The organism is Streptomyces sp. NPDC058246 (assembly GCF_042881985.1).
Classification (GTDB): Bacteria; Actinomycetota; Actinomycetes; order Streptomycetales; family Streptomycetaceae; genus Streptomyces.
On record NZ_JBHVWZ010000008.1, the window covers coordinates 32183 to 48492 of the forward strand.

Here is a 16310-nt window from a genome sequence, read left to right on the forward strand (position 1 = left end):
CTCCTCAACCGCCGGACGGCAACCACCGCAGCGCGCACCTCCGGACGGCAACCACCGGAGCGCACCTGCCGGAGCGCAACCACCGCTCCTCAACCGTCGGAGCGCACCCGCCGGAGGGGAACTCCGGAGAGGCTGAAGGCAGGTGGGGTCCGGTCCTCAGCTTGTCCGAGCCGTCCCCGTCCCCTTCTCCGCGTCCAGCGCGTACACACAGCGGTCCTTGCTGCAGGCGTACACCACCCCGTCCTTGACGACGGGAGCGCCGGTGATCTCGCCGCCCGTGGCCAGCTTCCATCGCAGTCGGCCGTCGTCCGCCTTCAGGGTGTAGAGCAGATGGTCCGTGGAGCCGAAGTGGATGCGGCCCTCGGCCACGGCGGGGGCGCCCACCAGGTCACCCCCGGCCTGGAAGCGCCACTTCGGCGTGCCGGTGACCGCGTCCAGGGTGTACAGCCCCTTGCCGCTGCCGACGTGGACGTGGCCCGCGGCGACGAGGACGGGCTCGATGGAGGCGCGGGACTCGGTGGCGATGCGCCAGCGGTCGCGGCCGTCGGTGGCGTCGAGGGCGTAGACCGTGCCCAGGTAGTCGGCCAGGTAGATGCCGCCGCCCGTCACCGCGGGACCCGGCGCGAAGGTGGGCGGGCAGAGGAAGACGGCCGGGGCCTCGAAGTGCCAGCGGACGTGCCCGCTCGCCACGTCGACGGCGAGGACCCGGGTGCCGGCGGAGATGTAGACGTATCCGTCGGGCGCCGGGGTCAGCCGGACGGGGACGCCGCCGCACGAGGCCGCGTCGCCGATCGGGTACGACCAGCGCTCCTCGCCGGTACGGGCCTCCAGGGCACGCAGCCGGGCGTCCTTCCAGACGTACACCGTGCCGTCGTGCAGGGCGGGCCCGGCCTCGGGGGACTCGAAGTCCGTCTGGGCGCCGGTGATCTCCCACAGTCTCTGTCCGTTGGAGGCCTCCCAGGCCTGTACGCCGCCGCCGCGCGTGCCGGTGACGACCGTCCCCCGGTCGGCCTTGAGGGAGTACACCCAGGCGTCCGTGGACAACCGCCACAGATCTCCGCCCTCCCGGGCGTCCAGGGCGAAGAGCGTCGGCCCGTCGGAGGCGTGGATACGGCCGTCCGCGACCGCCATCGACCAGGCCACGTCGCGCGTCTTGAAGCGGCGTCGGCCGGTCGCGACGTCGAGCGCGTGGACCTCGAAGGAGGTGACGTAGACGAGGTCGTCCGCCACCGACGGTGTCCCCCATACGTCGTTCGACATGCGGAAACGCCACGGTCGCCAGCCCGCGGCCGACTCGGCGGGCGGGGGCGGCGGAACGGTCGGCGCGGGGTCGGCGCCGTTCACGCCGACGCGCGGCCGGGACCAGGACGCGGCGAGGCCCGCCTCCGGAGGGGGCGCCTTGACGGCGGCGGCGCGGGCGTCGGCGACCCGCGGCCCGGGGCCGATGGGCACCTGGGCGCCGGCCAGCCGCACCGGACCGGTGTCGGGCGCCCCGACGGGCACGGGGGCGTGCGAGGGAGGCGGCGGCACGACCGCGCGCCCCCCACTGCGCCCCCCGCCGCCCGAGGCCGGCTTGATCGCGGGCCGGCCACCGCGGCGCGCCTCGATCAGGCCCACCGCCCGCTCGGGCAGCCAGGCCGACGCCGTACCGCTGTCGTCGGAGCCGGAGCCGAAGAGGTGGGGTGCCAGCTGTGCCTGGAGGTCGGCCGGGTTGGGCCGGGCCGTCGCCTCCATCTGCATGCAGGACTCGATGAGCGGACGCAGCTCCTCCGGAAGGCCCTTGAGGTCCGGGCCCTCGCGCAGCAGCATGAACACGGTCTCGACCGGGTTCGCGCCATGGAAGGGGGCATGGCCGGTCGCGGCGAAGACGAGCATCGAGCCGAGCGAGAAGACGTCGCTCGCGCCGGTCACGCTGCGCGAGTCCTTCGCCTGCTCGGGCGACATGTACGCCGGCGTACCGACGGCGACGTTCGTCATGGTCAGACGGGTGTTGGAAACGCCGGACGCGATACCGAAGTCGATGACCCGCGGCCCGTCCTCGACGACGAGGACGTTCGAGGGCTTGAGGTCGCGGTGCACGAGACCCGCGCCGTGGATGGACTGCAGTGCCTCGGCCACGCCCGCCGCCAGCCACCGCACCGCCTGGGCCGGCATGGGCCCGCACTCATTCACTATCTCTTCGAGCGAGGGCGCGGGGACGTACGCGGTGGCCAGCCACGGCACGGCCGCGCGCGGGTCGGCGTCGACCACGGCCGCCGTGTAGAAACCGGAGACCGCCCGGGCGGCCTCGACCTCCCGGGTGAAGCGGACCCGGAACAGCTGGTCCTCGGCGAGTTCCGTCCTGACGGTCTTGATCGCCACGCGCCGGCCGGACGCCGAGCGCGCGAGATAGACCAGCCCCATGCCGCCGGCACCCAGCCGTCCCAGCACCTCGAACGGCCCGATCCGCCGCGGATCGTGCTGCGTCAGCTGATCCACCACTTGCCTGCCACCTCCCCGTACGGGCCACGTCATCCACGTATGAACGCGGCCCCGTGCAGCGTCTCACCACCGCACCGCCATGGCGGCACGCACCCCGATTCTTCCTGGCCGAGCCACAGGTTGCGAACCCGGGGGCGGATCGGGGTGTCTCGGGACAAAAGGACCACGCACCAGCGCTGCCCTACGAGTGTCACCGCTGAAGTACGGCGAACGACGCCCCCTGATTGTCCGTGACCACGGCCACCCGTCCGTACGACGTGTCGAAGGGCGTCGCCTGGACGCGGCCGCCGAGCCGGGTCACCGCCCCGAGAGCGGCGTCGCAGTCCTCGACCCCGAAGTGGACGAGGAAATGGGGCGGCATTCCGGCGGAGAAGACGTCGGAGACATGGGCGCGGCCGAAGTCGGGGGTGGCGTCGGGCCCGAAGAGGGCGCCATGGAAAAGAGCGCCGTAGAAACGGTCGACGGCCGTGGTGTCCCGCGCGTACAGCTCGGCCCAGCAGAAGGTGCCCCGCTCGTGCCGCTTGCCGAACCCGGCGTGGGTGCCGGCCTGCCACAGGCCGAACACGGCGCCCTCCGGATCGGTCGCCAGGGCCGACGTACCCAGGGAGTCGACCGGTGCCGGCGCCACGAAGACCTGCCCGCCCGCGTCCGTGATCCGCCGGGAGAGCGCGGTGACGTCGGGCGTCGCGAAGTACACCGTCCATACGGTGGGCATACGCCCGTCCCGCTTGGGGGTGAGGGCGGCGACGGGCTCACCGTCGAGGTGCGCCAGACCGGACGGCCCGTACCCCTCCGCGAAGGTCCACCCGAAGAGCTCCCCGTAGAAACGCTTGCCCGCCTCCACATCGGGAAGCTGAGCGTCGACCCAACAGGGCACACCCTCGGAGAAAACGACGGAATCGGCCATGCGGCCAAGCTAACGGCCTTCCACCCCCCGCGCGCGGCAGCCCACTCACGCACCCCTCCCCCAATCACCCGCACCCAAGATCACCCGCACCCGCCGACGCACGGGAGGGGCCGTGCCGGTACATCCCATGCCCGTCGCGTACGTGGTCACAGCCAAGCCCCACCACGACAACGAACAGAGGTGTCCATCAGGCGACGGGCAGGATGTACCGGCACGGCCCCGACCCACACCCCGGCGGAAAGGCGACCGCCACAAGCGAACCCCGAACGGAAAGCCGGCCGACGCAAGCGCACCGCACCCGGCGGAAACCGCACCGGCATACGCGCGGAGCGCCCCCGCACCCCATTTGCAGTCGGCCGAATCGCGCTCCGATCACCCCTCGGTAAGCTGACGGCATGACAGGACAAGTGCGTACCGTCGACGGCCGCGTGGCCGGACGGCGAGGGCAGGCGACCCGGCAGAAGCTGCTCGACTGCCTCAGCGAGATGCTCAGCTCCTCGCCCTACCGGGACGTCAAAGTCATTGATGTCGCCCGGAAGGCGGGCACGTCACCGGCGACCTTCTACCAGTACTTCCCGGACGTCGAAGGCGCCGTCCTGGAAATCGCCGAGCAAATGGCCGCGGAGGGCGCGGGGTTGACCCAGCTGCTCGAAGGCCGCTCCTGGGTCGGCAAGGCCGGCTGGAGTACCGCCCAGGAACTCGTCGACGGATTTCTGGAGTTCTGGCGCAGGAACGACGCGATCCTCCGGGTCGTCGATCTGGGCGCCGCCGAGGGCGACAAACGGTTCTACAAGATCCGTATGAAGATCCTTAACTCCGTGAACAACTCCCTTACGGACTCGATTGCCGAACTCCAGTCCAAGGGCAAGGTCGACAAGGACGTGAACCCGGCGGCGATGGCCGGTTCCCTCGTCGCCATGCTCGCCGCGGTGGCCTCGCACCAGAAGGGCTTCCAGACGTGGGGCGTCAAGCAGGCTGAACTCAAGCCGAATCTGGCGCTGTTGGTGCATCTGGGCGTGACCGGCAAGAAGCCGACGAAGTAGGCCCCCTCAACTCCTGTCATGCAGGCGGCAGTCCACCCGTGTGGACTGCCGCCTGCTGCGCTGTAGGAAGCCACTCGGAGCTGCCCCGCAGCGCACGGAACCGCACGGAGCTGCCCCGCACCGCACGGGCAACGCCACCCGCGGACGGCTACCCCGGCAAGGGCCGGTCCGTGACCACGTGCTTCATCACCAGCGTCGACGTCAACCGCTGCACGCCGGGCAACGTCGCCAGCCGGTCGTCGTAGAGCCGCTGGAAGGCCGCGAGGTCGGCGGTGGCGACCCGCAGCAGATAGTCCGGCTCCCCGAAGAGCCGTTGCGCGTCGAGCACCTGGGGGATGTCGGCGACCGCACGCTCGAAGTCCGCGACGGTGTCCCGGTCCTCCTGGTGCATCGAGACGAAGACCAGCGCCTCGAAGGTCAGGCCCACGGCGGCCGGGTCCACGACCGCGCGGTACCCCCGGATGGCGCCGGACCGCTCCAGCTCCCGCAACCGCCGGTGGCAGGGCGAGACACTCAGCCGCACCCGCGCGGCCAGCTCCGTCACGGTCAGCCGCCCGTCCTGCTGCAGCTCGGCAAGAATCTTCTGATCCACGGCGTCCATGAGGTAAATCATCCCCCAGAACCCGCGATCATGGGCAAACTTCGAAAACACCTTTGGGGTAATCGCGCCTAATGTTCCCTGTATGAGTACGGGCTTGGAATGGGGAACGGTCACGGCATTCCTCGCCGTGGATCTGCTGCTGGTGTGCGTGCCGGGCGCCGACTGGGCGTACGCGATATCCGCGGGGCTGCGGGGCCGGTCGGTGCTCCCCGCGGTCTCGGGTCTCGTCGCCGGGTACGCGGTGCACACCCTGCTCGCGGTCGCCGGGCTCGCGGTGCTCGTGGCGGGCTCGCCCGGGCTGCTCACCGCGGTGACCGTGGTGGGGGCGGGGTATCTGGTGTGGCTGGGGTGGAGTGTGCTGCGCAGGCCCGCGACCCCGGGAGCGGCCGCCGACGCCCCCGCCGCCTCGCCGGCCCGCACCTTCCTGCGCGGCGCCGCCATCAGCGGGCTCAACCCCAAGGGCCTGCTGCTCTACCTCTCCGTGCTGCCGCAGTTCCTCAGGCCGGCCGGGCCGCCCGTGGCCGCGCAGACCGCCGTACTCGGCGCCGTCCACATGGCCAATTGCGCCGCCGTGTACCTCACGGTCGGCGTGCTGGCCCGCGCCGTACTCCACGCCCGCCCCTCCGCGGCCCGCGCGGTGACCCGCACCTCGGGCGCGGCGATGCTGGGCATCGGCGGCTTCCTGCTGGTGGAACGCCTGGCCACGCTGTAAAGCGCCGGCGCCCTGGGGCCCGAAGGCCTCAGCGGCCCTCGATCAACGCCGTACGATCCGAAACAGCCGAATCTCCCGATCGACCCGCGCCTGGTACGGGGCGTACGGCGGCCAGAACGCCAGCACCGCCTTCCAGGCCGCGTCCCGCTCCTCCCCCTGAAGCAGTCGCGCGGATACGGGGATGTCCTCGCCCTTCCAGTTGATCTCGACGTCGGGATGGGCGAGGAGGTTGGCCGTCCACGCGGGGTGGTCGGGCCGACCGAAGTTGGAGCCGATGAGAATCCAGCTCCCCGGATCGCCACCGTCCGCCATGACCCACTCGGGCATGGTCCCCTCTGCCCTGGCCCCTCCCGCCATACCTCCGTCGGCCATGCCGCCCTCTGCCATACCGCCCTCGGCAATGCCCCCCTCTGCCATACCGCCCTCGGCGATGACCCCCTCGGGCATGCAGGCCAGCGGCGTCCGCCGCTCCACCCCGCTCTTGGCGCCGCGCGCGGTGAGGATGACGCCGGGCAGCATCTGCGCGCTGAGCAGCACCTTGCCCCGGGTCAGCCGGTGCACCGCCCGGTCGAGGGCGGGCACGAGGTGCGGGGCCACCCGCGCGAAGGCCCGGGTCGAGGACACCTTCTGCACCAGCCGCACACCCGGAACCCTGCGCGGCCCCTTGCCCCCGACGCCCCTTCCCGGCGTCCCGCTCGCGCTCGCGCCCGCGGCTCCAGCCATCAGACCGCCACCTCCCCGCCGTCGAAGAGCCGCGCGGCGTCGGCCGCGTGCCCGCGGAGCCGATGGACCGGCCCGAAGAGCAGTTCGTCGCCGGACGCGCGCTTGAAGTAGAGATGCGCCTCATGCTCCCAGGTGAACCCGATCCCGCCGTGCAACTGGATCCCCTCGGAGGAGGCCGTGCGCAACGCCTCCAGCGCCTGCGCGAGCGCCAGCCCGCCCACCCGCTCCCCACCCGGCCCACCCACCCCGGCCGCCCACGCCGCGTAGTACGCCGCCGACCGCGCCGCCCGTACCGCCACGTACACATCCGCCAGCCGATGCTTCACCGCCTGGAAGGACCCGACCGGCCGCCCGAACTGCTCCCGCTGCCGCACATATTCGACGGTTCGCTCCAGGGCGCGATCGGCGGCGCCCACGGCCTCTGCCGCGAGCACGGCGGCGGCCGTGTCCCCGACACGGGCGAGCGCGGCCGGCACAACGGAGCCGTCCCCGGCACGGTCCCCACGGCGGTCCCCGGAACGGCCCCCGCGGCGGCCCCCGGAGCCCTCCCCTTCGCCTTCGCCCCCGTCGTCGCCGTCGCCGTCGCCGTCGCCGAGCAACTCCGCTTCCACATCACGCAGTTCGATCCGCGCCTGCGACCGCGTCTCGTCCAGGGCCGTCTGCCGCACCCGTACGAGCCCGTCGGCCCCTTCCCGTACGAGGAACAGCAAGGTCCGCGACCGGGCGAACCCGCCGGTGTGCGCGGCCACCACGAGCAGCCCCGCGCTGTGTCCGTCGAGCACCTGTGCCGCCTGCCCGTACAGCCGCCAGGCGCCGTCGACGCGCCGCGCCTGGACGCCCCCGGCGCGGCCGCCACCAGCCCAGTCGCCGCGATTGTCGCCGACCAGAGCGAGCGCCGTCGCCAGACCCGTACCCGGGACGACGAGGGCGGCCGTCAACTCACCGGAGGCGAGGCGCGGGAGCAGCTCGGCGCGCTGGGCCTCGGTGCCGAGGGCCAGGATCAGGGGAGCGGCGAGCACGGCCGTCGCCAACAGTGGGGAAGGAGCGAGAGCGTGCCCCACCTCCTCGGCGGCGAGGGCGAGTTCGGTGACAGAGCAGCCGCCGACACCGCCGTAGGCCTCGGGAAGGGCGAGGCCGGGCAGACCGAGCTGCCTGGCGAGCGCCTCCCACAGGCCCGTGTCGTACCCGGCGGAGGTCCGCACGGCGGCCCGCACGTCCTCCGGGCCGCAGCGTTTGACCAGCAACTCCCGCACCGTGCGCCGGATCTCGTCCTGTTCAGCGGTGAAGCGGGCGTCCATGGGCGGACTCCTCCCAGATCTGACGGGCCGTCATATTAGGACGGGGGAAGCCAGATGCACAGGGGCGTGACGAGGCGACCGACGCGACCACTCCCTCTTGAAGCTATCTGATGTACCGTCAGATTCATGATTCCAGGACAGCGCCCTCCAGGACGGCGCCCGGGGCGACGGAAGGTCGCCGTCGTGGGCACAGCCCTCTCCGACTGCGGTCGCGTCGAGGAGGCGACGCCGTACGCCCTGCACGCCCAGGCCGCCCGCCGCGCGCTGGCCGACGCGGGCCTGGACCGGTCGGTGATCGACGGTTTCGCGTCCGCCGGCCTCGGCACGCTCGCCCCGATCGAGGTGGCCGAGTACCTGGGCCTGCGTCCCACCTGGGTCGACTCCACCTCCGTCGGCGGCGCCACCTGGGAGGTCATGGCGGCGCACGCGGCGGACGCGATCGCGGCGGGCCACGCGAACGCCGTACTCCTCGTGTACGGGTCGACGGCCCGCGCGGACATCAAGGCGGGACGCCGCACCGGCAACCTCTCCTTCGGCGCCCGTGGCCCGCTCCAGTTCGAGGTCCCGTACGGCCACACCCTCATCGCCAAGTACGCGATGGCCGCGCGCCGCCACATGCACGAGTACGGCACGACGCTGGAGCAGCTCGCCTCGGTGGCCGTGCAGGCGCGCGCGAACGCGGCGCGCAACCCGGAGGCGATGTTCCGGGACCCGATCACGGTCGACGACGTCCTGTCCGGACCGATGATCGCGGACCCCTTCACCAAGCTGCACTGCTGCATCCGCTCCGACGGCGGCGCGGCGGTGCTGCTGGCGGCCGAGGAGTACGTACGCGACTGCCGTACGAGCCCGGTGTGGATCCTCGGCACCGGCGAGCACGTCTCGCACACCACGATGTCCGAGTGGGAGGACTTCACGGTGTCTCCGGCGGCGGTGAGCGGCCGCCTCGCCTTCGAACGCGCCGGGGTCCGCCCGGACGAGATCGACTTCGCCGAGATCTACGACGCCTTCACGTACATGACGCTCGTGACGCTGGAGGATCTCGGGTTCTGCGGGAAGGGCGAGGGGGGCGCGTTCGTGGACGCCGGGAAGGGCCGGCTGACGGTGGACGGGGAGCTGCCGGTCAACACCGACGGGGGCGGGCTGTCGGCCCAACACCCCGGTATGCGGGGCCTGTTCCTGCTGGTCGAGGCGGTACGCCAGCTGCGCGGGGAGGCGGGCGATGGGCGGCAGGTGCGTCGGTCCGACGGGGGGCTGCCGGAACTCGCCGTGGCCTCCGGTACGGGGGGCTGGTTCTGCTCCGCGGGGACGGTGGTGCTGGGCCGGGGGTGAGGGGTGGCCGGTGAGCACGCGCGGACACGACAGGCCGCCCGGCGCCCGGCGCTTCGCGCCTTGGGGGACGCGGAGCTGCCGCACGGGGTGCTGATGGCCCGGCTGTGTCAGTCCCTGGAGTGATACTCGGAGGCATGGAACCGGATCTTCATGAGCTGCTCAGATCACTGCGGGTATGGGACACGGAGCTGCCCGGCTTCGAGCCGGCAGCGGCGCCGGAGGAGCCGTTGACCCTGTTCACACGCTGGTTCGCGGAGGCGGTGGCGGCGGGGCAGACCGAGCCGCACACCGTGTCGCTGGCGACGGTGGACGAGGACGGGCGACCGGACGTCCGGACGGTGATGCTGCACGGGGCGGACGCGGCCGGGTGGTCGTTCGCGTCGCACGCGACAAGCCGCAAGGGCCGGCAGCTGGCCGCCCACCCGCACGCCGCGCTGAACTTCTACTGGCCCGCGCAGGGGCGCCAGGTCCGCCTCCGGGGTCCCGTCACGGTCGCGCCGCCCGAGGAGGGCCAGGCGGACCTGCACGCCCGTTCCACCGGCGCGCTGGCCGCCGCACTGGTGGGCCACCAGAGCGAAGTCCTGCCGTCGTACGAGGAGTTGGAGCAGGCGTCGGACGCCGCCTGGTCCCGCGCCCAGCGCGAACCGGACGCCCCCGCCCCCACGTGGACCCTCTACCGACTCCTGCCGGACGAGGTCGAGTTCTTCCAGGGAGACACCCGCCGCCGCCACGTACGCCTCACCTACCGCCGCACGGAACCCACGGAACCCACAGACCCCACGGACCGCAGGGAACCCACGGACCGCACGGCCTCCGGCTGGCTCAAGGAGCTGCTGTGGCCGTGAGGTGGTTGCCGCGGCTCATCCGCGACGCCTACGCGCGGTTGGGATCCGGCGTTTCCGGATCCGTCGCCAGACGTCCGTGCAGGTGTACGTCCCGGAACGCGTCGTGCCGCCCCGCCTCGAACATCGCGCCCCGCAGTGTCCCCTCGTACCGGAATCCGCACCGCTCGGCGACCCGGCAGGAGATGTCGTGGCCGACGGCGTGACCCAGGTCCAGGCGGTGCAGCGCGAGCTCGGTGAAGGAGTAGCGGGTGGCGAGGTCCAGGGCGCGGGTGGCGATCTGGCGGCCCCGGGCATCGGGGAGGACCCAGTAGCCGACCCGGGCGCAGCTCATGACGTGGTCGATCTCGTTGACGCCGATGTGGCCGAGCGGCGCGCCGGTGTCCGGGTCCGCGACGCAGAAGGAGACCCCGGTGCCCTCCGTCGCGCTCGCGGTGCGCGAGCGGAGCGAGTCGCGGGCGCCGTCGATGTCCCGGACGAACCTGAGCGGCGTGTTCCAGCGCTGGAACTCCGGATCGGACAGTCCACGCAGATACGCCGAGACGTCGGCGTCGGACTCCGCGTTCCAGGGGCGCAGCCACAGCCCGTGGCCGCGCAGTTCGGGGAAGGGGCGGACGGCGAATTGCTCATGGACATCGGACATCCAGCCATTCAAACGCCTGAGCGCGCAGCCGTCACGCCCGGGGCACCCCGGCCGTTCCCGCGGACGCGGGAGAACCGGGCCAAGAGGTGGACCCTGGGCCGGGGAGGCGAGCCCGGAGCGGCTGGGGGTATTGGGGTCCGGGGGTACTGGGGTCCGGGGGTACTGGAGTCCGGGGGCACTAGGGACACCCGGGGGTACTAGGGGCAGGAACCCCAGGAACCCCTCCAACCTCGGGCACATCTGAGGCCCCAGTGGCACCAGTCGCACCAGCGGCACCAGCGGCACCAGCGGCACCAGCGGCACCAGCGGCACCAGCGGCACCAGCGGCACCAGCGGCAGTGGGCCGGAATACGGGCGTTCCCGCACGGAAGGCGACCTCCAGCCCCATCCCGATCCGCAGCGCACCCTCCGCGCACTCCACCACCTCGGTCATCATCCGGGGTCCCTCGGCGAGGTCGACGACGGCGGCGACGTACGGCACCCGCGCCCCGAACGGAGGGAGATCGTTCCGGTGGACCACCGACCAGGTGTAGAGCGTGGCGCGCCCGCTCGCGGGGCGCCACTCCACGTGCTCACTCCAGCAGTGCGGGCAGAACTCCCGGGGGTAGTGGTGACTACGGTCGCAGGCGGCGCAGTGCCGGAGCAGTAGCCGCCCCTGGGCCGCCGCATCCCAGTAGGGGCGCGTGAAGGCGTCCACCTCGGGGACGTCGAATCCGGGGGCCTGCGACGTGGCGTCCACCGGGGCCCGGGAACGCGCATCCACCGGGGCCCCGGACCACGCGCTCACCGGGTCCCGCGACGGCCCGCTCGGCGGAGGAGTTCCGAGATGGCCGTGAGTCCGCTCCCCGCTCACGAGAACAACCCCGTCGCATCGTCCAGCGACCATGTCTGCCACGCCATCCCGAAGAAGGCGACGAGCGAGATCAGCGCCATCATCCCGTTCTGCCCCTGCTCGGCCCAGTCGTGGATCATCAGTGTGAAGTAGAGGACGTTGAGCAGCAGGCCGCCGACCAGGGCGACCGGTGTGAGGAAGCCGAGGATCAGCCCCAGCCCGAGCGCCAGCTCGGCGTACGCGACGATGTACGCCATCGCCCGTGGACGCGGGGCGACCACCACGTCGAAGCCGGAGCGCACCGCGTTCCACCGGTGCTTGGCCGCGATGTCCGCCGCCCACGCGATCCCGGTCCCCCGCTCGAACCAGGCCTTCTTGTCCTTGTGCCGCCAGCTCTCCAGCCACCACAGCCCGAGCCCGATACGCAGCACGGCCAGCCACTCCGCCCCACTGAGCCAGATCGTGTCCATGGACTCCCCTGTCGCCACCGGAATCTGACGGTACGTCAGTTCAGCGCACGCGGAGCACCTGCGCAAGAGGCGCACACCACCGACTCCACAACACCGCGAAACGAAACCGGCAGGCACCGCGAAGCCGGCAGGCGCCACGAAACCGGCAGGCGCCGCGGACTCCGCAGCACCACGAACCGGCGCCCGCCGCCGATTCCACAGCACCACGAACCGGCGTCCGCCGCTCACCCCGCTCCGCCGCGGAGGCGTACGCGATCGGCCCGGTCCACAACCCCGCCACAACCAGGTGACCTACGTCACCGGCCCCACCCACTCCTCCTACAGCCGTGATCAGTTCGCAACCGATTCCGGGCTTGACCGAGACCTATCAAGTGACCACGTGATTACGCTCGCGCACATGGCCGACTCGACTGCTTCCTCGACGCCCCGCACGGTGCCGTCCCACGAAGACCGCCCCGTGTACGTGATCGGCGGCGGCCCCGGCGGACTCGCGGCGGCGTACGCGCTGCGCGCCCAGGGCGTACGGGCCGTCGTGCTGGAGAAGTCCGACAAGGTCGGCGCGTCCTGGCGGCGTCACTACGACCGGCTGCATCTGCACACGACCCGGCGGCTGTCGGCCCTGCCGGGACTCGCGATGCCGCGCTCCTTCGGGCGGTGGGTGTCGCGCGACAACGTGGTGCGCTATCTGGAGAAGTACGCCGAGCACCACCAGCTGGAGATCGTCACCGGCGTCGAGGTCTCGCGCGTCGAGCCCGCGCCGGGCGGCGACGGCTGGCTGCTGCACGCCACCGGCGGCCGCGAGCTGACCGGCAGCGCGGTGGTCGTCGCCACCGGCTACAACCACACCCCGCACCTCCCCGACTGGCCCGGCCGCGACGCCTACACCGGCGAGCTGCTGCACGCCGGCGACTACCGCAGCCCCGCCCCCTACGCGGGCCGCGACATCCTCGTCGTCGGCGTCGGCAACACGGGCGCCGAGATCGCCGTGGACCTGATCGAGGGCGGCGCCTCCCGCGTGCGGCTCTCCGTCCGCACCGCGCCGCACATCGTGCGCCGCTCGACCGCCGGCTGGGCCGCGCAGTTCACCGGGATTCTCGTACGGCGGCTGCCGGTGCGCCTCGTCGACCGGCTCGCCGGGCCGATGGCCAAGCTGAGCGTGCCGGACCTGTCGGCCCAGGGTCTGCCGCGCCCCGACACCGGCCTCTACTCCCGTGTCAACGAGGGCTCCATCCCCGTCCAGGACGTCGGCCTCATCAACGCCGTCCGTAAGGGGCGGGTGGAGATCGTGGCCGCGGTGGACGGTTTCGAGGACGGCAAGGTCGCCCTCGCCGACGGGAAGCGGATCGCCCCGGACGTCGTGATCGCCGCGACGGGATACGTCCGCGCGCTGGAGGGCGTCGTGGGGCACCTCGGCGTACTCGACGAGCGCGGACGCCCGGTCGTGCACGGCGCCCGCACCCCCCGCAACGCCCCCGGCCTGTACTTCACCGGCTTCACCAACCCCATCAGCGGCATGTTCCGCGAACTGGCCCTCGACGCGGAGAAGATCGCGAAGGCGGTGGCCCGCACCACGGCCGCGACACGGAACCCGTCGCCCGCCACCCGCTGACCGACCCACCACCCACCCGGCGACCAACCGCCCGGCACACCCAGCCGCAACCAACCGGCAACCGACGAGCCCGGCGCGCCCGACCGGCAACCAAGCCGCCCGCTGCCGACCGGTCCGGTGGCGGACCGGCCCGGCACGCCCATCCGCCGCACGACCCTCAACCTCCTTGCACGCAACGCGTGTTATGCACGCGGGTCGGGCGGGGTCGGATACGCCCGGAGCCGCCCCTGCCGGCTCCCCGACGCGTTCCTGACTCGGCCATGGCGGGTACCACCAAGGTGCCCGCCACAGGTCTTTGCCTGCACAACGGTTCCTGACATGGCGTCAGTTAAGTAATCTGACACAGCGTCAGTTACAAGTTGCCTGTCACACGCTGTCACACAGGAGCGGGCGGACCGATGCTTGGATCAACCCACGGCACCCTCACCACCGACTCCCGCCGGGCCCGGGTCATCGCCTGCGGCGAGCAACCCTCACCGGTCGTGCACGGCCGGCCGGCCGACGTCGACGACCTGGACGTCAGCGGCCGTCCGCTGTACGCCGCCGTACCCGACCTGGGCCGCTTCTTCCGTCCCGAGTCCGTGGCCGTCGTCGGCGCCTCGGACGCCGAGGGGCGGCCGAACACCGGCATCACCCGGCAGTTGGTCGCCTGGGCCGAGCGGGTCGGCGCCCGGCTGCACCCGGTGCACCCCACGCGTCAGTCGGTCTTCGGCATACCCTGCTCCCCCTCCGTCGCGGACCTGCCCGAGCAGGTCGATCTGGCCGTGCTGCTGGTCGGCGACCCCCTTCCCGTGATCGAGGAACTGGCTGATGCCAAGGTGAAGTTCGCCGTCGCCTTCGCCTCCGGGTTCGCCGAGACCGGAGCCGAGGGCGCCGCCGCCCAGACCCGGCTCGCCGCCGCCGTCCGCCGCTCCGGCCTGCGGCTGCTCGGGCCCAACACCAACCTCAACGCCTTCGAGAAGTTCCGCGACGACCTCGACGGTCCCGCGATCGCGCTCATCACGCAGTCCGGGCACCAGGGCCGGCCGGTGTTCGCGATGCAGGAGCTGGGCGTACGGCTCTCCCACTGGGCGCCCACCGGCAACGAGGCCGACCTGGAGACCGCCGACTTCCTCTCCTACTTCTCCGAACAGCCCGAGGTCGGCGCCATCGCCTGCTATGTCGAGGGGCTGAAGGACGGCCGCTCCTTTCTGCTCGCCGCCGACCGCGCCGCCCGCCGCGGGGTGCCCGTCGTCGCGGTCAAGGTCGGTCGCACCGAGACCGGCGCCCGCACCGCCGCCTCACACACCGGCAAGCTGACCGGCGCCGACACGGTGGTGGACGCGGCGATGCGGCAGTACGGCGTGATCCGGGTCGACGGACTCGACGAACTCCAGGACACGGCAGCGCTGTTGGCGCGGGCGCGCGTCCCGCGGGCGGACGGGGTCGTCGTCTATTCGATCTCGGGCGGCACGGGGGCGCACTTCGCGGACCTGGCGAGCGAGGCGGGACTGGCCTTGCCCACCCTGTCCGCCGCCAAGCAGGCCGAGCTGCACGACTGGATCCCGCCGTACCTGAACGTGGCCAATCCCGTGGACAACGGCGGCCATCCGGTCGGCGACTGGCGCGGCCGGAAGATCATCGACGCGATCCTCGCCGACCCCTCCGTCGGGGTGCTGATCTGCCCCATCACCGGGCCCTTCCCGCCGATGAGCGACAAGCTCGCGCAGGATCTGGTGGACGCGGCGGAGCAGACGGACAAGCTGGTGTGCGTGGTGTGGGGGTCGCCGGTCGGCACGGAGGCCGCGTACCGCGAGACGCTCCTCGGGTCCTCGCGGGTCGCCACCTTCCGTACGTTCGCCAACTGCATCACCGCCGTCCGCGCCTACCTGGACCACCACCGGTTCGCGGCCGCCTACCGCTCTCCCTTCGACGAGGCGCCGCGCACCCCCTCGCCCTCCTTCCGCAAGGCTCAGGCGCTGATGCGGCCCGGGCACCAGCTGAGCGAGCACGCGGCGAAGCAGCTGCTGCGCGCGTACGGGATCCGCGTGCCGCGGGAGCAGTTGGTGACCAGCGCGGCGGCGTCCGTGCGGGCGGCGAGCCAGGTCGGCTACCCGGTGGTCATGAAGGCCTCCGGCGCACAGATCGCCCACAAGACCGAACTCGGCCTGGTGAAGATCGGGTTGACCTCCGCCAGCCAGGTGCGCGACGCCTATCGCGAACTGACCGACATCGCGCGCTACGAAGGGATCACGCTCGACGGAGTCCTCGTGTGCCAGATGGTCGAGCGGGGGGTCGAGATGGTCGTCGGCGTAACGCACGACCAGCTCTTCGGACCGACCGTGACCGTCGGGCTCGGCGGCGTCCTCGTCGAGGTGCTGCGGGATGCCGCTGTACGCGTGCCGCCGTTCGGCGAGGACCAGGCGCGGGCCATGCTGGCCGAGCTGCGGGGACGGGCACTCCTCGACGGAGTGCGCGGGGCCCCGCCCGTGGACGTCGACGCACTCGTCGAAGTCGTCGTCCGGGTGCAGCGCATGGCCCTTGAACTCGGGCACGACGTCGCCGAGTTGGACATCAATCCGCTGATGGTCCTGCCCAGGGGGCAGGGGGCCGTCGCGCTCGACGCGCTGGTGGTGTGCCAGTGAGTGGCGGTCACGCCTGCTCTTGAGCGCGCATGCCTCTGAACGTCGGCCCCGCCCGCCCCCGAGCGCGCATGCAGCCGAAAGGCGGTCCCGCCCGCCCCTTCGCGCGCATGCAGCCGAAAGGCGGTCCCGCCCGCCCCTTCGCGCGTATGCCGTCGAACGGCGGTCCCGCACGCTCCTGAGCGCTTGTGCCGCT

At 72.4% G+C, this 16310-nt stretch carries 14 protein-coding genes; 6 read left to right on the top strand and 8 right to left on the bottom strand.

The window, feature by feature from the left end:
• Positions 1-156: 156 nt before the first annotated feature.
• Together ACFVXA_RS14165 and ACFVXA_RS14170 are read right to left on the bottom strand one after the other, a co-directional pair.
• Entirely contained in the window at positions 157-2481 is a 2325-nt protein-coding gene (locus tag ACFVXA_RS14165; RefSeq protein WP_362016607.1) for a serine/threonine-protein kinase, read from the bottom strand.
• Between the two features lie 190 nt (positions 2482-2671).
• Complete coding sequence (locus ACFVXA_RS14170; protein ID WP_362016609.1) at positions 2672-3388, bottom strand: VOC family protein; 717 nt, start codon at positions 3386-3388, stop codon at positions 2672-2674.
• Between the two features lie 407 nt (positions 3389-3795).
• Between ACFVXA_RS14170 and ACFVXA_RS14175 the strand changes: the two genes are divergently transcribed.
• Complete coding sequence (locus ACFVXA_RS14175) at positions 3796-4431, top strand: TetR family transcriptional regulator (protein WP_390025251.1); 636 nt, start codon at positions 3796-3798, stop codon at positions 4429-4431.
• Between the two features lie 148 nt (positions 4432-4579).
• Here ACFVXA_RS14175 and ACFVXA_RS14180 read toward each other — a convergent pair whose 3' ends face one another.
• Positions 4580-5032: an Lrp/AsnC family transcriptional regulator gene (locus tag ACFVXA_RS14180; protein WP_362016611.1), complete on the bottom strand. Its 453-nt coding sequence runs from the start codon at positions 5030-5032 to the stop codon at positions 4580-4582.
• A gap of 82 nt (positions 5033-5114) precedes the next feature.
• Here ACFVXA_RS14180 and ACFVXA_RS14185 point away from each other — a divergent pair, with 82 nt between their 5' ends.
• Positions 5115-5744, top strand: a complete 630-nt coding sequence (locus tag ACFVXA_RS14185) for a LysE family translocator (protein WP_390025120.1) — start codon at positions 5115-5117, stop codon at positions 5742-5744.
• A gap of 42 nt (positions 5745-5786) precedes the next feature.
• Here the strand turns inward: ACFVXA_RS14185 and ACFVXA_RS14190 are convergent, their stop codons facing one another.
• The gene (locus ACFVXA_RS14190) at positions 5787-6263 is read right to left on the bottom strand and encodes a nitroreductase family deazaflavin-dependent oxidoreductase (RefSeq protein ID WP_390025253.1); all 477 of its coding nucleotides are present in this window, start codon (positions 6261-6263) and stop codon (positions 5787-5789) included.
• A gap of 203 nt (positions 6264-6466) precedes the next feature.
• A complete protein-coding gene (locus ACFVXA_RS14195; RefSeq protein WP_390025122.1) occupies positions 6467-7765 on the bottom strand; it encodes an acyl-CoA dehydrogenase family protein in 1299 nt (432 codons plus the stop codon).
• A gap of 126 nt (positions 7766-7891) precedes the next feature.
• Between ACFVXA_RS14195 and ACFVXA_RS14200 the strand changes: the two genes are divergently transcribed.
• The gene (locus tag ACFVXA_RS14200; protein ID WP_389754364.1) at positions 7892-9097 is read left to right on the top strand and encodes an acetyl-CoA acetyltransferase; all 1206 of its coding nucleotides are present in this window, start codon (positions 7892-7894) and stop codon (positions 9095-9097) included.
• Between the two features lie 134 nt (positions 9098-9231).
• Positions 9232-9942 carry a pyridoxal 5'-phosphate synthase gene (locus ACFVXA_RS14205; protein WP_390025124.1) on the top strand — a complete coding sequence of 237 codons (711 nt, stop codon included), beginning with the start codon at positions 9232-9234 and terminating at the stop codon, positions 9940-9942.
• A 28-nt stretch (positions 9943-9970) separates the two neighbouring features.
• Here ACFVXA_RS14205 and ACFVXA_RS14210 read toward each other — a convergent pair whose 3' ends face one another.
• The 3 genes from ACFVXA_RS14210 to ACFVXA_RS14220 form a co-directional block, all read right to left on the bottom strand.
• Complete coding sequence (locus ACFVXA_RS14210; protein ID WP_362016623.1) at positions 9971-10582, bottom strand: GNAT family N-acetyltransferase; 612 nt, start codon at positions 10580-10582, stop codon at positions 9971-9973.
• Between the two features lie 178 nt (positions 10583-10760).
• Positions 10761-11468 carry a Zn-ribbon domain-containing OB-fold protein gene (locus ACFVXA_RS14215; RefSeq protein WP_390025126.1) on the bottom strand — a complete coding sequence of 236 codons (708 nt, stop codon included), beginning with the start codon at positions 11466-11468 and terminating at the stop codon, positions 10761-10763.
• Complete coding sequence (locus ACFVXA_RS14220) at positions 11432-11884, bottom strand: DoxX family protein (RefSeq protein ID WP_362016627.1); 453 nt, start codon at positions 11882-11884, stop codon at positions 11432-11434. The genes ACFVXA_RS14215 and ACFVXA_RS14220 overlap by 37 nt, the downstream gene beginning before the upstream one ends.
• Positions 11885-12281: 397 nt before the next feature.
• Here ACFVXA_RS14220 and ACFVXA_RS14225 point away from each other — a divergent pair, with 397 nt between their 5' ends.
• Positions 12282-13493: an NAD(P)/FAD-dependent oxidoreductase gene (locus ACFVXA_RS14225; protein ID WP_362016629.1), complete on the top strand. Its 1212-nt coding sequence runs from the start codon at positions 12282-12284 to the stop codon at positions 13491-13493.
• A 398-nt stretch (positions 13494-13891) separates the two neighbouring features.
• Positions 13892-16117 carry an acetate--CoA ligase family protein gene (locus ACFVXA_RS14230; RefSeq protein WP_390025128.1) on the top strand — a complete coding sequence of 742 codons (2226 nt, stop codon included), beginning with the start codon at positions 13892-13894 and terminating at the stop codon, positions 16115-16117.
• The last annotated feature ends 193 nt before the right edge of the window (positions 16118-16310 follow it).